The organism is Alkalibacterium sp. s-m-28, assembly GCF_054658175.1.
The window spans coordinates 1-21,478 of sequence record NZ_BAAGIQ010000021.1 but is presented as its reverse complement, the minus strand read 5'-3'; the positions used below and the strand labels follow the sequence as shown (position 1 = coordinate 21,478).

Below are 21,478 nucleotides of genomic sequence, written 5' to 3'. Positions count from 1 at the left end.
ACTATAAATGATTGTTTTGTTCTAAATCTGCAAACATTTGTCTTAAGACTATTTAAGTAATCCAACAGATTAACTTCCTTCGATCGGCCAATAATACAAAAAAAGATGCCCTTCAATCCAAGTTTCCAGCATTAGTTGGACGGATTCAAGGGCATCTCTTTTATATTTACGCTTTCTTCAATAACTCGACTTCTTCTGACGTCAGTTCTCTGTAAGCACCAAGTTCAAGTGTGTCATCGAGTTTGATTGGCCCCATTTCAAGGCGTTTCAGGTAGGTCACTTCTTTCCCGACTGCCTGTATCATGCGCTTGACCTGGTGGAACTTACCTTCTCGAATAACCAGTTCAATGACTGACGTTCCAGCTTCCTCATCTGTTGACAGAATTTCCAGATCGGCAGGAAGTGTCTCATAATCGTCATCCAGAGTTACACCTTCTTTAAACTGGACGATATCCTCCTCAGTGACTATGCCGTCTATTTCTGCATAATACCGCTTGTCTACATGATGCTTCGGTGAAAGCAGTCGATGCGTCAGCTTGCCGTCGTTTGTCAGTATCAGCAGCCCTTCTGTGTCGATGTCCAGACGACCGACCGGATGAGGCTCCTGCAGACTGTCCTGCATCTCCAGAAGATCAAGCACGGTTTCATGCATCAGGTCTTCAGTCGCACTGATAACGCCTTGAGGCTTGTTCATCATGAAGTAGACAAACTCCTGATAATCCAGTTTTTCTCCACCGACCGTTACTTTGTCCGTATCAGGATCGACATGAGTCTTCGGGTCCGTCACGGTTTTTTCATTGACCTCGACTATTTTGGTTTTTAACAGTTTCTTTACTTCTTTTCGTGTGCCTAAGCCACTGTGGGCCAGCAGTTTATCAAGTCTCATATGCTCTCCTTTCGTTATTTCATAAACTCTTGAGTGTGCAAAGAGTATTCTATTTCATTCTAAATTTAGCTCGTGCACGTTCAGCTTTAGCACCGATCAGTCGGTCAGCTAGTCTCGTTTTCAGCACAAGATAACCATAAATAAGGATCCCGACTACTGCTATTATTGCAAGCGCAATCAACGAGTGCATTTTTATTTCATAATTCAGGATGAATCCTAGTCCCCATTTTACAATAAGTGTTCCAACTCCCATAGCTCCAGATAAAATCAGGATCAAAAGGGAACGTCTGAACAGTCTGCTTGCGGAATAGTGTGTGTGTTCATGCATGATACGCATCATCAGCCAGCAGCTTATGCCAAAACCGGCGATAGATGAAAGCAGCATGCCGTATGGACCGAGCCATGATACGAATAGAACCTGGGTGACCACTTTTACTACCAGTCCGGTCATCAGAGCTTTGATAGCCGGACGAGTCAGGTTGGCAGCCTGAAGCATATTCCCCAGCACCGCATATAGTGCAACGAATATACTCATCACAGCTGACACTTGTGTGATGCCAGTTCCGAGAGCATTGTTGCCGTAGAAAATGGTGTACAACGGTTCAGCGACGACAGCCATACCAATTGCTGCAGGGAACATGGCAAACAGCAGAAGCTGGATTCCTTTTGAAAATTGTCTGCGCACTTCATTCATATTGTTTTTCGCAATCAGATCACTGATAAGAGGAACTGAAGCGATCGACATGGCCGTACCGAAAGAAGTGAGTACCATGATCAGTTTATGTGCATTGGCCTGAGTGATTCCGTAAGTCTGTTCGATCATGCTTTCGCTCATATTTGAAAAGGCAGACATGAGCGGGCCGTATGTGACCTGGTCGACGATTTGAAAGACGATGATTCCAGTCGCAATGATGATGAATGGAATCGACGTTTTAATAATATTTATGATCAGCTCGTTCGGTGAGACTGATACCTCGCCTTTGCTTTCTTCAGGCTCATAGTTGAAGGCTGTCTTCATGCGTTTGAGCACAAATCCTAGATAACCTAGTGAAAAAATTGCTCCCACAAACGCTGCAAAGGTAGAGAATGCAACGGCTGTCACCACTTCACCGGAATTGACCTCTCTGATGACATACACAGTTGACAGGAGGAAAATGATTCGAGCCAGCTGTTCCAGTATTTGAGACACTGCAGACGGCTTCATCGTATTATGTCCTTGGATAAATCCGCGTGTGACACTCTGAGCAGGAATGATGAGTAAAGCCGGAGTCAGTGAGCGCATGACTAGAACGGCTTCAGATGCGCTGGCTGATGGGCTGGCTTCAGCAAGCAGCGGTGCCATTACAAACATGACCAGAGCTGAAACGACTCCAGTGATAGCCATGATTTTGAGACCCTGTTTATATATGGCCTTTGAAACCCCATACTCCCCTAATGCATTATAGTAACTCACCTGTTTGGATATAGCACTCGGTACGCCAGCCGTCGCCAGAGCAAGAAAGAACCCATAAGGCGTATAACCCATCTGGTACAATGCATTCGCTGCATCTCCCGGACCCTGTCCACCCATCCAGGCATACCAGGGAATGATATACAAGGCACCCAATATACGGGAAATCATGCTTCCGGCAGTCATCCAGGCAGTTCCGCTTATCATTCTTTCGTCATGAGACATTTCTTTAGTTAATCCTTTTGTTGCTTCAGAACTCATTCTAGAACCCTCTTTTCACTCGATACCAGCTGGCTGTCACTCCTGTGTGCGCTGGATTCATTTTACCTATCGCTTTTCATAGAAAAAAGGAGCAAAGTGCTCCTTTGTAACAGACTCTATTTTACTGCTTTAAGTGTTTCCGTGCAATCTTTTGAGCGAAAGATAAATATTTTTCATCTCTTTTTCGTTAAACTGTCACATCATTCATCTGCCAGCTGCTGATGAGCAAAGGATCTGTAGAGAGGATGCGTCTTCATCAATTCCTCGTGCCTGCCTATACCAGTCAAACGCCCCTGTTCTATGAACAGAATCTTGTCTGCGTCTACTATCGTACTCAAGCGGTGGGCAATGACGAAAGTGGTCCGCCCGACCATGAGTTTCTTCAATGCACTAGATACTTTTTCCTCAGACTGACTGTCCAGACTGGCTGTCGCCTCATCCATCATCAGGATATTAGGATCCCTTAAAAAGGCACGGGAAATATTGATCCGCTGCCTCTGTCCGCCTGACAATTTCAGACCTCGTTCGCCAACCGGTTCATCAAGCTTGCCCGGAAACTCCTCCACAAATTCTTTAGCATAAGCCATTTCAAGTACTTCCCACAAGCGCTCGTCGGATATGCTGTCGGCATCCGGCAGCCCGTAACAGACATTGGAACGGATGGTTCCAGACATCATCGCATTTTCCTGAGAAACGTACCCGATCTGACTGCGCCATGAACTGAGCGAGATTGTCTCTATAGACACCTCTCCTGCTCGAATCTCTCCACTGTCTGGTGTGTAGAACCGCTCCAGGAGTGCAAAAAGTGTGGATTTCCCTCCACCACTTGGACCAGCAAACGCAACCTTTTCTCCCGGAAGTGCTTCAAAGGAAATGGACTTGAGCACTTCTTTCTCAGATTCATAGGAAAAGCTGACCTGATCAAAAATAATAGGCAGGTCAGCAATGGTTCTGTCTTCTCCCTGTTCTTCAGCTTCCTCTTTTTCTTCTAAAATAGATGAGATGCGGTCTGTTGCACCGGCAGCTTTCTGCATCTGCATGAAGAAGTTCATGAAGGTGATGATCGGAAAAATGATTTGGAACAGATAAAGCAGAAATGCTACCAGCTGACCCGTAGTCATCTGTCCTCTGGCTACGCGTACACCTCCGTAACCGATGACGAACACCATGACCCCCATCATAAGCGTATAGATAAGCGGACCGATGATGGCCATGTATTTACCTTCTTTTAATCCGATGGTGTAAAGTTTTTCAATGTCCTTCTTACCTTTTGACTGTTCATAGCTTTCAGCTGTTGAGGATTTCATCAGTCTGATTTCAGCGATCGTTTGCTGGATCTTTCCGGAAAACGAGGCCGTCTCATCCTGCATCTCTCTGGATACTTTAGCTATTTTCTTTCCTAGAGGACGCGTCAGCATTAGTGCAAGTGGAACTGCCGTCAGCATGACCAAAGTCATCTGCCAGTCCATGAGTACCAAGATAATAAAAATACCAAACAGGGACAGAATCCCGTTGATAAACTGCGGAAAAAAGGACGAGATCAGATTCTGGACGATCGTCGTATCATTCGTGATCCGACTGACCACTTCTCCTGATGCATACTGATCAAAATAGGAAACAGGGAGCTTGATCACTTTATTCCATAAAAAAGAACGCAGACTCGCCACTATCCGTTGACCGATCTTGTGCAGCACATAATTTGAAAATCCATTGAAAATAACCTGAAAAATGAAGATACCTACAATCAGAGCAGCTAGCCACGGTCCAAACTGGTCGAATTCGATGCCATCTATGAACTGCTGAGTGGCGAGTGGAATCATCAGTTGTGTAAAGGTCGTCAGGAGGCTGCCTGCGAGTCCGATTGCAATGAGCCCTTTTGAGATCTTCGTTGACCAGATCAGTTGAGTAAATTTTTTCAGGTCATTTTTTGTTGGAGTTTTCAGGTCGGATGATTTTTGCATAAGCTTTCCTCACTTTATTTTACAGAGAAAAAGGGAAGGACCATACCTTCCCTTTTATCCCCTAACTGTTAATTAGCTACGATGTTGACTAGTTTCCCTGGGACAACTATAACTTTTCGTACGGTCTGTCCTTCCAGCATCTCCTGGATTCTACTGTCTGCAAGCGCCAGTTCTTCAAGTGCGTCTTTCGTTATCGATTTCGACACTTGTGCTTTTGAACGAACCTTTCCGTTGATCTGGAAAACGACCGTTACTTCATCCGTAACCAGTTTAGTTTCATCATATGACGGCCACTCTTCATAGGAAATACTTTCGGAAGCTCCGGTCACTTTCGCCCACAGTTCTTCCGAGACGTGAGGTGCGATCGGTGCCAGCATCTTGATGAATCCTTTGACATAGTCAAGCGGCAGACCTTCTGCTTTATACGCGGCATTGATGAAAACCATCAACTGGGAAATTCCTGTATTGAATTGCAGATTCTCATAATCTTCCGTCACTTTCTTCACAGTCTGATGGAAGACAACCTCTAGAGATTTGTCGTCATAAGTGGTGATGCGGTCTCTGACTTTTCCATCTTCATCGATGAATAGGCGCCAGACACGGTCCAGGAACTTACGTGCGCCTTCCAGTCCGTCTTCACTCCAGGCGATGGCTGCATCCAGAGGTCCCATGAACATTTCATATAGACGCAATGTATCTGCACCGTATTCTTCCACTACGACGTCTGGATTGACAACATTCCCTTTTGACTTGGACATTTTCTCATTGTTTTCTCCCAGGATCATACCTTGGTTGTAAAGTTTCTGGAATGGCTCTTTAGTCGGAACCAGACCTAAATCATAAAGGAATTTGTGCCAGAAGCGAGCATAAAGCAGGTGAAGTACTGCGTGTTCCGCTCCGCCAATATAAAGATCGACAGGCAGCCACTGTTTCAGTTTTTCAGGATCTGCCAGCTGGTCCGGGTTCTTTGGATCGATGAAACGAAGGAAATACCACGAGCTTCCTGCCCACTGCGGCATCGTGTTCGTATCTCTTTTCCCTTTCATACCTGTTTTTTCGTCTACTACATTGACCCAATCTTCAATGACGGCCAACGGTGATTCACCTGTACCGGATGGTCTGATTTCATCCGTTTTAGGCAAGGTTACCGGAAGATCTTCTTCAGGCACTGTGGTTGTCGTGCCATCTTCCCAGTGAATGACAGGAATCGGTTCACCCCAGTAACGCTGGCGGGCGAACAGCCAGTCTCTCAGACGGTAAGTTGTCTTAGACTCTCCGATATTATTATCTTTTAGATAAGCAATGATTGTCGCAATTGCCTCTTCCTGATTCAATCCGTTCAGGATATCAGAGTTGATATGCTCACCGTCACCCGTATAGGCTTCCTTGTCTGTATCTCCACCTTTAATGACTGGACGAATCGTCAGATCGTATTTCTGTGCAAATTCATAATCACGTTCATCATGAGCAGGAACAGCCATGATTGCCCCAGTACCGTATGAAGCCAGGACATAGTCAGCGATCCAGATCGGCATCTCCTCGTTGGTTACAGGGTTGACTGCATAAGCTCCTGTAAAGACACCCGTTTTATTTTTATTCAGATCCGTACGCTCAAGGTCAGATTTCTTGTTTGCCTCAGTGCGGTAAGCATCGACTGCTTCTTTCTGTTCAGCTGAGGTGATCTTGTCGACCAGATCTGATTCCGGTGCAAGAACAGCATAGGTCGCTCCGTAAATCGTATCCGGACGAGTTGTGAAGACAGTGAACGATTCAGCAGAATCCTTGATTCCGAAAGTGATTTCAGCTCCTTCAGACTTACCGATCCAGTTACGCTGCATGTCCTTGATGTGTTCTGGCCAGTCCACTTCTTCCAGATCGTCCAGCAGACGATCTGCGTATGCCGTAATCTTAAGCATCCACTGCTTCATCGGTTTACGGTAGACTGGATGTCCTCCACGTTCGGATTTTCCGTCAATGACTTCCTCATTTGCAAGAACGGTACCAAGTGCCGGGCACCAGTTGACAGGGACTTCCGCTTCATAAGCCAAGTCTTTTTCAACCAGCTTCGTAAAAATCCATTGCGTCCATTTATAGTAGTCAGGATCTGTCGTATTGATTTCACGGTCCCAGTCATAACTGAAACCAAGCGACTTGATCTGACGCTTGAAAGTCTGAATGTTCTGTTCAGTAAACTCTGCCGGATCATTTCCGGTATCCAGTGCATACTGCTCAGCCGGAAGACCGAAGGCATCCCATCCCATCGGATGAAGCACATTGAAGCCCTGCGCACGCTTCATGCGTGAAATAATATCTGTTGCCGTGTATCCTTCTGGATGCCCGACATGAAGCCCCTGACCTGATGGGTAAGGAAACATATCAAGTGCATAAAAGTTATCCTTGTTCTTATCTTCAGTGGTTCTGAACGTCTGGTTCTTTTCCCAGACAGCCTGCCACTTCTGTTCGATCGTCTTATGGTTGAATGACATACAATTCTCTCCTTTAAATTAAAAAATGCCCTATGAATAACAGACGAGCTGTTACTCATAGGGCGTTAATGATCGCGGTACCACCTATGTTTACTGTTTTACATGAAGTAAAACAGCCTCCAGTCCTTAACGCGGAAAACGGCAGCGGGTACTTGATTCCCCGAGGCAACTTGTCAGGCGAGTTCAGCTGTCTTTCTGTGTATTTTCACCACCCATACACTCTCTGGAAGAAAGAGACACTTACTACTCCTGTGCACTGTTTTTCTTATCTTTCCACTTATTCTACCAAAGCCTCAGGGAATGCGCAATCTTATTTTAATTTTTCCATTTCGTTCGCTACGAATTCCACATCCGTTCCGACAACGACCTGCATGGTGTTTCGACCTGTTTTTCTCAGTCCTGGTACGTTTGCCTGCTTGATTCTATTTTCGTTTACCTTGTTCATGTCGTTTATCTCCAGCCTCAGGCGTGTAGCACAATAGTCCAGAGAGGCAATATTATCCTGACCACCCAGGCCGTCGAGAATGATTTCCGCCTTTCTCCGATACTCATTGTCGTCAGCAGACAAGGCAGGATCTCTGTCTCTCCCCTGGTTGGCTGTCGGCGCGGCAGGAGGTGTCGGTCCTTCTGATACTTCTCCTTCATCAAGTGCCACTTCTTCTCCTCTACCTGGGGTTTTCAGATTGAATGTTTTTATGGCCCAAAGGAAAGCGAAATAATAGATGACCGCAAATACTAGTCCCTGAACGATCAGCATATACGGCTGATTGGCCATCGGCAGCCTGAAGCTGAGTACGCCATCGACAAACCCTGCACTGAAACCGAAGCCGGCTGTCCAGTTAAATGTCGCCGCAATAAACATAGAAAGACCTGTCAGCAGGGCATGTATTACAAATAACAAAGGTGCGACGAACATGAAGGCAAACTCCAACGGTTCTGTCACGCCTGTAAAGAACGTTGCAAATCCTGCGGCCAGCATCAATGAGCCGACCCGTTTCTTCTGGTCTGAATCAGCCATCTGATACATAGCCAGACCACCGGCAGGCAGTCCGAACATCATGACAGGGAAATAACCGGCCTGGTACATGCCTGTCACCCCCACTACTCCTGTTCCTTCCCAGAAATTCTGAATGTCATTAATTCCAATCAGATCGAACCAGAATACTGCATTTAAAGCATGGTGAAGACCCGTCGGAATCAGCAGCCTGTTAAAGAACCCATATAACCCGGCTCCAAAGGCTCCCAGACCACTGATGAATGTTCCAAAGTCAACGAGCAGACCGAAGACTGGTGGCCAGACAAACATCAGTATACCTGACAAGACTAGTGAGGCTACTGCAGTGATAATCGGCGGAAGACGTCTTCCACTGAAAAATGCCAGAGCTTGAGGAAGCTTGACTCCACTGAATTTATTATAAATGACCGCTGCAATAATACCGACAAGGATACCGATAAACTGCGTTTCGATACTGTCGAAAGCCATGTTCACTTCTTCCACATCGATCTGCTGAAGCTGAGCGACGGTATCCGGACTAAGCATGGTCGTTGTCACAAGCCAGCCGACCAGACCGCTCAGAGCAGCCGACCCGTTCTTGTCCCTGGACATGCCTAAGGCTACCCCTATCGCAAACAGTATACCCATGTTATTGATAAGGGATGCTCCTGCGCTGATCAGGAAAGCCGCAATCTGGCTTTCTCCACCCCAACCGCTCGGATCGATCCAATACCCGATACCCATCAGAATAGCTGCTGCAGGTAAGACCGCCACAGGCAGCATCAAGGATCGGCCTATACGTTGTAGATACTTCATTTGTCCCACTCCTTTTTACAGTGATCACCTTCTTTAAAAGGATGATAAATGCTTCGGAAATGATTAAAGAAGATGTCGCTTTCATTATATAGTAAGCTCTATCATTTAGCAACAAAATATATAACATAATATTTAAAAACCCCTTTTCACAGGGGCTTTTTCGGCCCGTGAAAAGGGGTACATGTTACTTGGCTGTCCTCAATTGCTGATTGACAAAGATAAGGTCTGTAGTTAGATTGTTCATTTCTTTCAGTTCCCGTACAGTCAGTTTGTACTCTCTTGCAATATGAGACAATGTTTCTCCAGCAGAAACAGTATGGACTGACTGAGTGGGCTGAGGAGCCGTCTCGCTTGTCTGCTCACCGCGCACTACTAATGTCTGACCAACGAAAATAATGTCACTCGTCAGGTTGTTCCACTCTCTCAGCTGACTGATCGTCACGTTCTGAGCTCTCGCTATAGCTGAAAGGGTGTCACCTGCCTTAATCACATAGGAGCGGTCATTAGGTCTGGACTGATTATTTGCTGGCGCTGGTGTCTGAACAGTCGGCGTGCTGACAGAAGTTGATCCTCCTGTACGTAAGGTCTGGCCGACAAAGATGCGGTCCGCATTAGTCAGATTGTTCAGCTCACGTAACTGATTCACTGTGGTCTGGAACTCTCGAGCAATGTGTGAGAGTGTATCTCCAGCTTTTACCGTGTATGTGCCTCCCTGATTCTGATTTCCAGCAGGCGAGGTTGGTGCAGTAGAATCAGTTGAGCCTTTAATCGTCAGTTTCTGACCGACAGATAGGCGGTCTGCGTTTTCAATCGCATTCCATTCTCTTAACTGAGCAACGGTCGTCTTGAACTGACGGGCAATGCCACTTAAGGTATCTCCCGATTTTACCGTATAAATTGTGCTGACTGTCTTATCATTATCCTGAACAGGTGCAGCAGGTGTCTGAGTCACAGGTTGTGACTGCTGTGTGCCACTTACCTTGAGGACCTGACCAACTGACAGACGGTTACTATCAGTCAGACTGTTAAGCTGGCTCAGTGCACTCACCGTAGTGCCGTGTGTACGGGCAATCTGACTTAACGTATCTCCTGCCTTGACGACATAGTCCCATACAGCAGGTGACGGACTGGTCTGGTTCTCTGGACGAGTGTTCTGATCCTGAGCTGTCCCGTTGACAGTCAGACGCTGGCCGACAAAAATACGGTCACTGGTCAGCTTGTTGTCAGACATCAGGCGTGAGACAGTCGTCTGGTGATCTCTTGCGATTCTACTCAATGTATCACCGCTTACGACTGTATAAGTAGTCGCCGCAGTCGGTTTCTCAGGCTGCTGAGGTGCGGGCACAGTCGGTGTATCATCAGATGGAACCAGCAGCTGCTGACCTATTCTGATTAGATCACTGTTCAGCTTATTCAACGTTCTAAGCTGAGCGACAGTTGTCTTGTACGTTCTGGCTATTCCTGATAGTGTATCTCCAGATTTAACCGTATATGATGTAGTACCTTTTTCGGGAACCGCAGCATCCGGACTCGGTGCAGGTACAGTGCTTTCTCCCTGTCCAGATGTTCCTGGTACAAGCAGAACCTGCCCGACATAAATGGTATCTGACAGGAGCTTGTTCGCAGATTTCAAAGCAGCGACAGTTGTATTATGTGTACGGGCCAGTTGAGACAGCGTGTCTCCTCTTTGGACCGTAACAGACTTGCTCTGAGTATCAGACTGACTGACTGGCGGAGTCACTGGTACAGTTTCTGCTGCTTTACCCGGTATCGTCAAACGCTGATTGATGAAAATCAGATCTCCACTTAAATTGTTTGTTTCTCTGATCGCCTGAACTGTCGTACTGAATTCTCGGGCAATCTTGGTTAAGGTATCTCCCCTTACAACCGTATAGATTCCACTTCCAGTTTCCGGTCTGATCGCATCAGGAGCTGGTGTTTCACCCTGGTTACCGGAGTCTTCAGGCTTGGAGGTATCTGGTTTCGCTTCTTCTTTTGGCTGTTCTGGCGCAGGTTGCGCTGTTTCAAGTTTAGGCACGGTCAGTTTCTGATTCACGAAAATCAAGTCACTGCTCAGATTATTCGCTGTCTTCAAAGCCTGAACCGTCGTTTTAAAGTCACGTGCGATTTTGCTTAACGTATCTCCTCTAACGACAGTATAAGTCGTGGTTTCCTTAAATGGATTTGAAGGATTGGATGGAGCCGGATTGGATGGTACAGGCGTAGGTCTGTTGCCTCCAGAGACTGGTACATCAAATCGTGTCAGATCATAAAGCTGGATCAGATTGTTCAACTTATTCGCATAAGTCGGATCCGTTGCATACCTTCCCTGCAGCCATGCCGTTGCATCACGATAGCTGTTTGTTCTTTCGACCCATGTCCCGGAATAGAACTGTGGATTCCAGCTCGTCCCGTTTCTTAGCAGACGTGCATAGTCCTGCAGTGATTCTACATAACTCGGATACTTTTTGAAGTGATCGGTTATCGTGATCCATCCAGTATGTGAATAATATTCTCTCGTCTGCATGGCTACTGACTGACCATTGTAGCTTCCTTTAATTCCAAATAGATTGTGGTTCGGCGGTGCAGACAGGCTGCTTCGTCCAAAGCCTGATTCAAGACTGGCCTGGGCTATCATGACAGACGCATACAAGCCATTTTTAGATGCAATCTCCTGAGCAAATCCAGCAATCTGATTGATAAATGCTGCAGGCGTGTTTGTCTGATGCAGGTTCCCAGGATTAGATGAATTTGACGGCTGACTGCTCTTCGCCTGGGCAACCCCTGCTTCATTGATGGCTAGAACTTGTCCCACAGACAGACGGTTGATGTTAGTCAGATTATTCAGACTGGCGAGCTTAGCAGTTGTCGTATTATATGTCTGAGCAATACGGTTCAGCGTGTCGCCGGACTTGACGACATATACAATCGCTGTTTCAGGTGCAGGCGTGTTTGTCTGATGCAGGTTCCCAGGATTAGATGAATTTGACGGCTGACTGTTCTTCGCCTGGGCAACCCCTGCTTCATTGATGGCTAGAACTTGTCCCACAGACAGAAGGTTGATGTTAGTCAGATTATTCAGACTGGCGAGCTTAGCAGTTGTCGTATTATATGTCTGAGCAATACGGTTCAGCGTGTCGCCGGACTTGACGACATATACGATCGCTTCTTCAGGTGCAGGAGCTGTTTCTTTTAAATTAGTCTTCGGTGCTTCAGTTTTTGGTGTTTCGGTTTTAGAAGTCTCTGGTTCTAGTTTGTCAGTTACTGGAGTCTCTAATACCGGATTTTCTACTTCCGCCTCTTCTGCTACAGTTTCAGCCGGAGACTCGGAATCCTGGTCCTGAACGGTACTTTCAGATAAATCCTCAGCAGCAAGTTTTCCACCTGCTTCTTCAGTAGTTTCAGATAATTCATCCTGTTCAGTTGAATCATCTGCAGCTGCAGCAGTCAACAGAGCTGGCTCTTCTGCTGTGTCAGCCACCGAGTCATCGCTTTCTGTTAAGGATTCCGCAGCTAATGAAACTGCTTCACTTATGTCATTCTCATGTACTGTCTCTTCACTATCCTGAATGTCATTCAGCTGCTTTTCGATCAGTGCATTGAAGATCGAGTCCAGCTGCTCAGTAGTCAAATGTTCTGAGTCCAATTGTTCAAGAACACTTTCTCCTCCAGCCAGTTCAATCATTCTTGTCAGCTGGGCCTTTATGTAATCTGTTTCTTCGTCTGATACGGGTGTTGCTTCTGAAGAGTCATTATCTGACTCATCGTCCTGTTCTAAAGAAGCTTGGGAAGAATCTTCATTTGAAAGTTCTAAAGCTGTATACTGTTCATATAGATTTTGAAGAAAAGCCTGATCCTTATCGATTTCCTGTGCTTCAACTGATTGTGTTAAGGAACCTAGGGCTACAACGCCTGCTAATAGACTTGATGAAAATGCAACTGATTTTCTGATCCCCTTTATATTTTCAGGGGCAAGAGGCATTGAGATGTGTTTTGTCATTAAATTTCCTCCTCTTTTTTGGAAAAAGTTATCGTCCCTATATTATACATTTAGTCGGACAGAAGAGAAATAATATCTATGACGATTTTTACTTTGTTATACTATTGTAATATACTGTATAAGTTGCTTGTATCAACAATCAGAAAAGCATTTTTGTATAGAGTGATCCTTGATCATTCATTAGAATTTATACTTATGGAGGTTTGTTTCATGTTACAATCAGCATTAAAATTCACTCACACCTTACTCTACCAGTCTGTTGAAGAAGGAGACACTGTCATTGATGCCACAGTTGGTAACGGCAACGATACGCTTCTGCTGGCAAAAATTGTCGGCCCTGAAGGCACGGTAATCGGGTTTGATATACAGAGGGATGCCATTTCCGCTACCAAAAATAGATTGATTGAGGCTGACCTAAATCAGCGTGTTCAATTGATAGAAGCCGGCCATGAACTAGTCGATTCATTTTCAATAAAGGAGTCTTCGATTGCAGCAGCTGTCTACAATCTCGGTTATCTACCAAAAGGAGACAAATCGATCGTCACTTCACCTGATACAACGATCGAATCACTGAGTAAAGTGCTGCCGCTTTTAAAACCGGGTGGTCTTATCCTGATCATGATCTACTACGGCCATGAGGGCGGTGCTGAAGAGAAAGAAGCGGTCCTGTCCTTTGCTCAATCCCTTCCGCAGAAGTCCTATGACGTGCTGCAGTATGCTTTCATTAATCAGAAAAACTCGCCGCCCTTCCTACTGGCAATTGAAAAGAAATAATAAAAGCCCGGAATCCTCAGTATGTAACCTGAAGATTCCGGGCTTCTGTCGTTTAACCGGTTATTTAGATTTAATATATGTTTTACCGATTGCTGCTGGTGCTTCTGCGCGTCCGACAACACCAACAAGAACTAGGATTGTCAGAAGGAACGGAAGAACTTGCAGCCAGATATTAGGAATATCCTGAATAATTGGAATATGGTTTCCGATACGAGCCAGGCTTTGAGCAAAACCGAAGAATATAGCTGCTCCCATAGCTCCAAGTGGATTCCACTTACCGAAAATCATAGCTGCCATCGCGATAAATCCTTGACCGGCAACAGTTAAGATACCAAATTCATTATGAATCGCCTGTGCCTGAATTGCTCCACCCATTCCGCCTAAGAAACCAGAAATCAGTACGCCGGCATATTTCATAGTGTACACTTTGATCCCCAGTGTTTCAGCTGCGTGCGGGTGTTCACCTACAGAACGTAGACGAAGTCCGAAACGAGTCTTGAATAAGATGAACCATGCAATCACTGCAATGATGATTCCAAGATAGGCCGGTCCGGAAGTATTACGGAAAAAAATCGGCCCGATAACTGGAATACGGTGCAGCAGGAAGATGTTTGATCGACCGAATGCTCTTGGAAGCGGACCGGTCTGAGCTGCACCGAAAATGGCACGAGTCAGGAAGACCGCAAGTGCTGGAGCAGCCAGATTGATTACTGTACCTGAAACGATATGATCTGCTCTCAAGTTGATCGTCGCTACAGCATGAAGAATTGAGAATAGAAGACCAATGACCCCGCCGGCTAGAAGTCCGACCCAGGGAGTCATATTACCGAAAGTACCGAAAAATTGAATGTTAAAAATAGCTGACATGAAAGCACCCATAACCATGATGCCCTCAAGTCCGATGTTTACTACTCCACCACGCTCAGAGAAGGTCCCTCCAAGTGCTGTTAAAATCAAGGGAGCGGCAAACATTAAAGAACTGGATACAATAAGTTGCAGTAGCTGTATAATGTCCATGCCTATTCTCCTCCTTCTGTCGCTTGTTTATTTGACTGCAGTTTACCCATGATCAGACGGATCAGGTAGTTAGCCCCTACAAAGAATATAATCGCGGCAATAACGATACTTGCCATTTCATCCGGAACACCCGCACGGTTTGGCAGGAAACCAGCTCCGACATCCAGTACTCCGAAGAGAATGGATGAGAAGAAAATACCGACTGGATTACCCAGTCCCAGAAGTGCTACTGCTATTCCGTTGAAGCCGACGTGAGGAAGTCCACTTTGTGTAAAGATGTTTCCGAAAGTTCCCAGACCGTGAATAGCTCCACCTAGTCCAGCAAGTGCCCCACTGAGGACCATGGATAAAATAATGTTCTTAGCTGCGCTCATTCCGGCATAGCTTGATGCATGTGGATTCAGACCAACAGCTCTCACTTCAAATCCGGCAGTTGTCTGCGTCATGAATACCCAGTAAAGGGCAACGACTATGATAGCGATAAAGAATCCGACATTCAGACGAGATCCGGCTGTCAAGTTTGTCAGCCAGTCTATGCGCAGGCTTGCGTTTTCACCTACACGTTCAGTTGTATTTCCTGTAGAAAGAACATTTCTGATCAGATAGTTCGTTACGTGGAGGGCTGTGTAGTTAAGCATGATTGTCACGACAACTTCACTTGTTCCAAAATATGCACGTAAGGCTCCGGCGATACCTGCCCAGATAGCTCCGGCAACGATTCCTACTAAAAGACTTAAGGTCACCAGGACAATTCTAGGAAGATCCGGTAAGGTCAATGCCACCCAGATTGCACTTACCCAACCGACAAGCAGCTGTCCTGCAATCCCTATGTTGAAGAATCCGGCTTGAAACGCAATCGCAAACCCAAGCCCAGTAAAAGTCAGAATGGTAGCCTGTCTCAACGCCTCTCCGAAGAAATATGGACTTGTAAACACGCCCTCAAGCATAGCCTGATAAGCAGTTAGTGGATTATATCCGAATAAAAGCATCAATAATGCCCCAAAAATAATTCCCAGAATGATGGACAGGATCGGAACCATTAAGTTATTCAAGCGATTATTATTTTGTGTCAGCAACGGTCTCCTTCTCCTTTCCATTTGACTCAGCCACTTGTTCATGTGCCTTCTCTAGTGAGACACCTGCCATCAAGAGACCCAGTTCTTTTTCATTAGTTTCATCTGCATTGACAACGGCGATGACATTTCCATCATACATAACAGCGATACGGTCAGAAACATTCATGACCTCGTCCAGTTCATAGCTCATGAGCAGAACCCCTTTACCGTTATCACGCTGTTCGATCAGACGTTTGTGAATATACTCGATCGCTCCTACGTCAAGTCCACGAGTCGGCTGTGCTGCAATTAGCAGCTCAGGATCACGGTAAATTTCACGTGCGATGATAGCTTTCTGCTGGTTACCTCCTGAAAGAGAAGCAGCTGAATGCTCTTCACTTGGCGTACGCACGTCAAATTCTTCGATCAGACGCTTGGCATGTTCTTTGATTTCTTTATGATTAAGGAATCCATGCTTGCTGAATGGTTTCTGATAATAGGTCTGAAGGGCCATATTCTCTTCCAGCTTCATTGGAAGAACCAGTCCATAACGTTGTCTGTCTTCCGGAATGTGTCCCAGTCCAGTCTCAGTGATCTTGCGTGGTTTCTTGTTTGTGATATCCTTGCCGTCCAGTTTGATTGTTCCGGAGTCGACCTTAGTCAGTCCAGTAATCGCCTGCATAAGCTCGGACTGTCCATTTCCGTCAACTCCTGCTATCCCAAGCACTTCACCTGCCCTAACTTCAAGATCGATGGCTTTAACTGCATCATACCCACGAGCTTCCTTGACTGTCAGATTATTGATTTCCAGAACTGGCCCTTTAGGTGCTGCCGGTTTCTTGTCTACTTTGAACGATACTGAACGTCCGACCATCATATCAGCCAGTTCCTGCTGTGAGGTCGAGGCTACGTCTACAGTATCGATACTCTTTCCGCGTCTGATGACGGTACAGCGATCGGCTACCTGCTTGATCTCCTCTAGTTTGTGAGTAATCAGAATGATCGACTTGCCTTCTTTTACAAGAGAATCCATGATTTCCATGAGTTCCTCGATCTCCTGAGGTGTCAGTACTCCAGTCGGTTCATCGAAAATAAGGATATCAGCACCACGATACAAAGTTTTCAGAATCTCAGCACGCTGCTGCATACCTACTGAAATGTCAGATATGCGTGCTCTAGGATCCACACGAAGTCCGTAGCGATCAGAAAGTTCCTGTACTTCCTTTTCTGCAGAATCCTGATCCATAAATCCAAACCTGTGTTTTTCTTTACCCAGCATAATATTTTCAGTAACCGTAAACTTATCTACAAGCATAAAGTGCTGATGCACCATTCCAATACCCAGCTGATTCGCTATATCCGGTGAGGAGATGTTAACTTTATTACCCTTCACCCAAATTTCACCTTCTGTCGGTTCCAGTAACCCAGACAATATATTCATCAATGTAGATTTTCCGGCACCATTTTCTCCGAGCAGAGCGTGGATTTCCCCCTTATTCAGGTCCAGATGAATATTGTCATTCGCTCTGAAATTTCCAAACTCTTTTGTAATGCCTTTCATTTCAATGACCTTATTAGTCTGTGACATAACCGATCCCTCCTTCGCTTCCATTTAATTAATATTAACAGTTATTTATTATACCTTACTTTTACACCCTCGTAAATTGAACACAGATAAACAATTAGTAATAATTTTCTTAACTAAATAACGAACTGTCGGACTCGGTAATGAAGATAAAAAGCGCCAGCCTGTTGACTAGCGCTTTACCTATTCACTTGTGCCTATTCAAGTTCGTTTAAAAATCGTTTATCTGTTATTCAGAATCAGAGAATTCAGTTACTTCGATTTCTCCATCAAGGATAGCCTGACGTGCCTCTTCAACAGCAGCCCATGCATCATCTGACATGTTTCCGCGTGTCACGTCAACTCCTCCTTCTTCTATACCGTAAGCAATATTTTCTCCACCTGGGAATCCTTCTTCAATTGTCTGGTTGGCAGACATTTCAATTGCAGAACCTACACCTTTAAGTGTTGATGTCAGAGTGAAGTTTCCACCATCCCAGTTTCCTTCTTCTTCCTGGTCACGGTCTACACCGATTACCCAGATTTCAGAATCAGGATCTGATTCAAGACGGTTACGTGCTTCTGTGAATACACCGTTACCAACTGCTCCTGCAGCGTGGTAGATAACATCTGCTCCATTTGCATACATACCAGCAGCGATCTGTTGTCCTACACCAGCGTCTGAGAATGATTCAGCGTACTGCACATCTACTTCGATGCTATCATCTACGTAAGCAACACCTTCAGTAAATCCTGTTTCGAAACGGTCGATAACTGGAGACGCAATTCCCCCGATGAATCCGACGCGTCCTGTTTCAGTTGTCTGAGCAGCTGCAACTCCTGCAAGGAATGCCGCTTCATGGTCACGGAAAGTTAGAGACACAACGTTGTCACGATCAGAAATGTCATCGACAATTCCGAAGTACTGGTCAGGGTTCTGATCAGCTACATCGTTGACAGCGTCAAGAAGCATAAATCCGATTCCGTAAATAATGTCGTAACCATCAGCATTAGCCTGATTCAAGTTAGGAACAAAATCAGAGGAGTCATTTGACTGGTAGTAAGCAATGTGATCATCGCTTAATCCAAGATTGTCAGCCCATTGTTTCATACCTTCCCAAGCGGACTGGTTGAATGAACGGTCGTCAACTCCACCTTCATCAGTAATCATAGCGATTCGGAAGTCGATATCTTCTGTATCTTCTCCGTTATCCGCAGTTTCTTCACCAGTATCTTCAGTATCATCCTGAATCGTGTCAGTTGTGTCTCCAGCATCCTGACCCTGGCAGGCAGCCAGTACGAAAGCAGATGTACCTAAAGCCAGCAATGTTCTCAATTTAAGCATTGTCACAATTGTTTCCCCCTAAAATTTTTTTACACCTTAGAAAAGAGCACCTGCTTCTCATTTGAATTTAATAGGCACGTCAAATGATTCCGCTAACACTCTCTCCTTTCAAGGTTATAGTAACACTCCCGTAGCAAAAAGGAAAGTTAGAATTTGATGTCTAATATAATTAAAAAACTTTCATATTGAGGTTTCATTTAACTTATCTGGTCAACAGGTTCTGAAGGTGTTTCGGCAGGTTCACCTGATACCAGTACTTCTCTGGGTTTCGATCCTTCGGAAGGCCCGACGATTCCATTCATTTCCATTTCATCCACCATACGTGCAGCTCTGTTATATCCAATTCTAAACCTTCGCTGAAGCAGTGATATGCTTGCAGTTTGCATTTCTATTACAAGCGACACAGCTTCGTCATATAAATCGTCTTCAGAGTCAGCCGTATTTTTTTGAGGCTCATCCTTTGGAATCATCTCTTCTACATAATTCGCTTCCTGCTGGTCCTTGACGAAGCTTACAACAGCTTCGACTTCCTCATCGGATATGAAGGCTCCCTGTACCCTGTTCGCCTTATTGGCGCCCATCGGCTGGAAGAGCATGTCTCCACGTCCCAGAAGTTTCTCAGCCCCGTTGCTGTCAAGAATCGTCCGGGAATCCGTGCCACTTGATACGGCGAACGCGATCCGTGACGGCACATTGGCTTTGATTATTCCGGTTATAACGTCCACACTCGGACGCTGAGTCGCCAGGATCATATGGATCCCTGCAGCTCGTGCCATCTGGGCCAATCTGATAATTGAATCCTCAACTTCATTGGAAGCCACCATCATCAAGTCTGCCAGCTCATCTACGATCACAACGATAAAAGGCAGCGGCAGCAGTCCTTCGTTATTCTCTTCGTTCTTACGTTTGACAAAAGCATTGTAGCCTTCCATGTTTCTTGACCCACTTGCGGCAAATAATTCGTATCGTCTTTCCATTTCCTGAACGACTTTCTGAAGGGCAACTGCAGCCTTCTTAGGATTCGTCACGACCGGTGTCAGAAGATGCGGAATGCCATTATAGACATTCAATTCAACCATTTTCGGGTCGATCATCATCAGTTTAAGTTCATTTGGTTTAGCTTTAAGCAGGAGACTCGTAATTACTCCGTTGATTGCAACCGACTTACCTGATCCCGTTGCTCCAGCTACCAGAAGGTGTGGCATTTTAGCCAGATCGGCCATAGCAACGTTTCCTGCTATATCCCTACCTAATGGGACTTCAAGGAGTTTATCCTTATTCTTGACCTGTCCTTCTATAATGTCTCTGAACGATACGGTACTGACTTCAGAGTTCGGAACTTCAATACCAATCACCGCTTTTCCTGGAATCGGCGCTTCCATTCGTATGTCCTTAGCAGCAAGTGCCAGCGCAAGATCGTCTGACAACCCGACAATTTTGCTTACTTTCACACCCGTTGCAGGTTGTATCTCATATTTCGTTACTGCCGGACCAAGGTTGGCTTTAGTAACTTTAGCTTTCACCCCGAAACTTTCAAAGGTCTCTTCCAGCTTCTTGACGTTTTTCTGAATGATCGTGTATTCGTCAGACTGATCGATTGCTTCGATCTGATTCAGTAAGGTAACCGGAGGAAGTTTGTAGGCTTCATTTTCCTCTTCTCCAATTTCAAACTCCACCGGGCCATCGTCCTGTCCATCTTCCGGTTCTGAAGGAGGATGAGAATCTGTGTTTTTTCTTTGGAGTTTCTCCTGTATCTCCTGATAGCCTTCAATTTCAAGGGTAGTCTGTTCATGTTCTGATGCAGCTGACTCGTTGATTGGAGTAGTTTCCTCAACATTATCTGTCAAATCAGGCTGATCCTTAATTTCTTCTTTCTTCTGTCTGGATTTCCTAGGTTTTCTGGCAGTTTTCGGTTTCTTCCTGCGTTTTTTTCGGCTATCACTTACATGAGAAACGGCTGATCCTACACTGTTATTCAACCCGTTGAACAATACTCTCAAGCCTTTTCTGATTCGTTCAAAAAGATTTCTGTATGAGAACTGGAAGAAAGTCATGATCCCCACAAATACAAGAGCAACGATCATGATATAAGTACCCGCCATTGCAAATAAGAAATGGCTGGCTCCAAAGAAGACTGCGCCGATCATTCCGCCTCCGACTGACCCACCTATACTGTTGCTGGTGACCTGAGGCCAGATCGCCTGCCAGGTAGCTGTTACACTGTTCGTGGAATCAGTGATGACAGGCAGAACCCATCTCGAGTGATTAAAAACAAGCCAGGCTACGTAGAGCAGTGCCGCTCCTCTTGTCCGTGGACCTTTGAAACTTGGCCATTCGCCTTTCAGCAGCAGATACAGTCCGGTCGCCAGTAATATTATGGCCATAAAAGCATAGGTTTCTCCTACAAATAATCTGAATACATTAGTGATAAATCGTCCGACAAATCCAAAAGATCCAAGCGCCAGCAGGCTGGTGAAAAATAGAATAAATCCAGTAAGTTCAGGTGCCACCTTGTGGGTCTTTTTCTTTGGTCTGCCTCGTTTTTTCGTTCGTGCCATTCCCGTTCTCCTTTCTTTCATATCTGTGTCATTATAGCATGAATCATCCAGCTAAGGTAGGAGTCTCAGGGGATAACTCTTTATGATCATTATACTTGACACGTTTAGGATTCATGACTTCATTACTGACGGCTAATCATTTTTGAATTTACCCTTTTTACACTAAATATCCACTATTGCATGTAATTAGAAAACCTGTATTCGTTAATTCCTCATTTTTAGCAATTATGTTTAAAAATAGCCATGCAAATGAAACGCCCATATGCGCGTTTTAAAAAATTATTCAGTTTATTCATTCACAGTAAAGATAA

At 45.3% G+C, this 21,478-nt stretch carries 12 protein-coding genes and 1 other annotated feature; of the genes, 1 reads left to right on the top strand and 11 read right to left on the bottom strand.

Features of this window, described 5'->3' with window-relative positions; genetic code table 11:
* Positions 1-166 precede the first annotated feature (166 nt).
* The 6 genes from ACYQ4S_RS04715 to ACYQ4S_RS04690 form a co-directional block, all read right to left on the bottom strand.
* The gene (locus tag ACYQ4S_RS04715) at positions 167-886 is read right to left on the bottom strand and encodes a pseudouridine synthase (protein ID WP_459769673.1); all 720 of its coding nucleotides are present in this window, start codon (positions 884-886) and stop codon (positions 167-169) included.
* 49 nt (positions 887-935) lie between these two features.
* The gene (locus ACYQ4S_RS04710) at positions 936-2,597 is read right to left on the bottom strand and encodes a putative polysaccharide biosynthesis protein (protein ID WP_459769672.1); all 1,662 of its coding nucleotides are present in this window, start codon (positions 2,595-2,597) and stop codon (positions 936-938) included.
* 200 nt (positions 2,598-2,797) lie between these two features.
* Positions 2,798-4,558, bottom strand: a complete 1,761-nt coding sequence (locus ACYQ4S_RS04705) for an ABC transporter ATP-binding protein (RefSeq protein WP_459769670.1) — start codon at positions 4,556-4,558, stop codon at positions 2,798-2,800.
* A gap of 68 nt (positions 4,559-4,626) precedes the next feature.
* Positions 4,627-7,044: a leucine--tRNA ligase gene (gene leuS / locus ACYQ4S_RS04700; protein ID WP_459769668.1), complete on the bottom strand. Its 2,418-nt coding sequence runs from the start codon at positions 7,042-7,044 to the stop codon at positions 4,627-4,629.
* A 55-nt stretch (positions 7,045-7,099) separates the two neighbouring features.
* Positions 7,100-7,310, bottom strand: a binding site (T-box leader).
* Positions 7,311-7,354: 44 nt separating this feature from the next.
* Positions 7,355-8,854, bottom strand: coding sequence for an N-acetylglucosamine-specific PTS transporter subunit IIBC (gene nagE, locus ACYQ4S_RS04695; protein ID WP_459769667.1), 1,500 nt, complete (start codon positions 8,852-8,854; stop codon positions 7,355-7,357).
* 184 nt (positions 8,855-9,038) lie between these two features.
* A complete protein-coding gene (locus tag ACYQ4S_RS04690) occupies positions 9,039-12,854 on the bottom strand; it encodes a LysM peptidoglycan-binding domain-containing protein (RefSeq protein WP_459769665.1) in 3,816 nt (1,271 codons plus the stop codon).
* Between the two features lie 210 nt (positions 12,855-13,064).
* Between ACYQ4S_RS04690 and ACYQ4S_RS04685 the strand changes: the two genes are divergently transcribed.
* Entirely contained in the window at positions 13,065-13,628 is a 564-nt protein-coding gene (locus ACYQ4S_RS04685) for a tRNA 5-(aminomethyl)-2-thiouridylate-methyltransferase MnmM (protein WP_346025550.1), read from the top strand.
* A gap of 60 nt (positions 13,629-13,688) precedes the next feature.
* Here the strand turns inward: ACYQ4S_RS04685 and ACYQ4S_RS04680 are convergent, their stop codons facing one another.
* The 5 genes from ACYQ4S_RS04680 to ACYQ4S_RS04660 all read right to left on the bottom strand — a co-directional run bounded on the left by ACYQ4S_RS04680 (position 13,689) and on the right by ACYQ4S_RS04660 (position 21,167).
* The gene (locus ACYQ4S_RS04680; protein ID WP_346025551.1) at positions 13,689-14,645 is read right to left on the bottom strand and encodes an ABC transporter permease; all 957 of its coding nucleotides are present in this window, start codon (positions 14,643-14,645) and stop codon (positions 13,689-13,691) included.
* A gap of 2 nt (positions 14,646-14,647) precedes the next feature.
* The gene (locus ACYQ4S_RS04675) at positions 14,648-15,718 is read right to left on the bottom strand and encodes an ABC transporter permease (protein ID WP_428830634.1); all 1,071 of its coding nucleotides are present in this window, start codon (positions 15,716-15,718) and stop codon (positions 14,648-14,650) included.
* Positions 15,705-17,288 (bottom strand): ABC transporter ATP-binding protein, encoded by a 1,584-nt coding sequence (locus ACYQ4S_RS04670; RefSeq protein ID WP_346025553.1) that lies wholly within the window; start codon positions 17,286-17,288, stop codon positions 15,705-15,707. The genes ACYQ4S_RS04675 and ACYQ4S_RS04670 overlap by 14 nt, the downstream gene beginning before the upstream one ends.
* A 226-nt stretch (positions 17,289-17,514) precedes the next feature.
* Complete coding sequence (locus tag ACYQ4S_RS04665; protein ID WP_459769679.1) at positions 17,515-18,609, bottom strand: BMP family lipoprotein; 1,095 nt, start codon at positions 18,607-18,609, stop codon at positions 17,515-17,517.
* A gap of 197 nt (positions 18,610-18,806) precedes the next feature.
* Positions 18,807-21,167: a DNA translocase FtsK gene (locus ACYQ4S_RS04660; protein WP_459769664.1), complete on the bottom strand. Its 2,361-nt coding sequence runs from the start codon at positions 21,165-21,167 to the stop codon at positions 18,807-18,809.
* Positions 21,168-21,478: the final 311 nt, after the last annotated feature.

What these genes read in the sequence shown, in the direction of transcription:
- ACYQ4S_RS04680 (WP_346025551.1), bottom strand. Translation starts at nt 14,645, where the DNA reads ATGGACATTATACAGCTACTGCAACTTATTGTATCCAGTTCTTTAATG.
- nagE (WP_459769667.1), bottom strand. Translation starts at nt 8,854, where the DNA reads ATGAAGTATCTACAACGTATAGGCCGATCCTTGATGCTGCCTGTGGCG.
- ACYQ4S_RS04690 (WP_459769665.1), bottom strand. Translation starts at nt 12,854, where the DNA reads ATGACAAAACACATCTCAATGCCTCTTGCCCCTGAAAATATAAAGGGG.
- ACYQ4S_RS04670 (WP_346025553.1), bottom strand. Translation starts at nt 17,288, where the DNA reads ATGTCACAGACTAATAAGGTCATTGAAATGAAAGGCATTACAAAAGAG.
- ACYQ4S_RS04705 (WP_459769670.1), bottom strand. Translation starts at nt 4,558, where the DNA reads ATGCAAAAATCATCCGACCTGAAAACTCCAACAAAAAATGACCTGAAA.
- ACYQ4S_RS04715 (WP_459769673.1), bottom strand. Translation starts at nt 886, where the DNA reads ATGAGACTTGATAAACTGCTGGCCCACAGTGGCTTAGGCACACGAAAA.
- ACYQ4S_RS04685 (WP_346025550.1), top strand. Translation starts at nt 13,065, where the DNA reads ATGTTACAATCAGCATTAAAATTCACTCACACCTTACTCTACCAGTCT.
- ACYQ4S_RS04665 (WP_459769679.1), bottom strand. Translation starts at nt 18,609, where the DNA reads ATGCTTAAATTGAGAACATTGCTGGCTTTAGGTACATCTGCTTTCGTA.
- ACYQ4S_RS04660 (WP_459769664.1), bottom strand. Translation starts at nt 21,167, where the DNA reads ATGGCACGAACGAAAAAACGAGGCAGACCAAAGAAAAAGACCCACAAG.
- ACYQ4S_RS04710 (WP_459769672.1), bottom strand. Translation starts at nt 2,597, where the DNA reads ATGAGTTCTGAAGCAACAAAAGGATTAACTAAAGAAATGTCTCATGAC.
- leuS (WP_459769668.1), bottom strand. Translation starts at nt 7,044, where the DNA reads ATGTCATTCAACCATAAGACGATCGAACAGAAGTGGCAGGCTGTCTGG.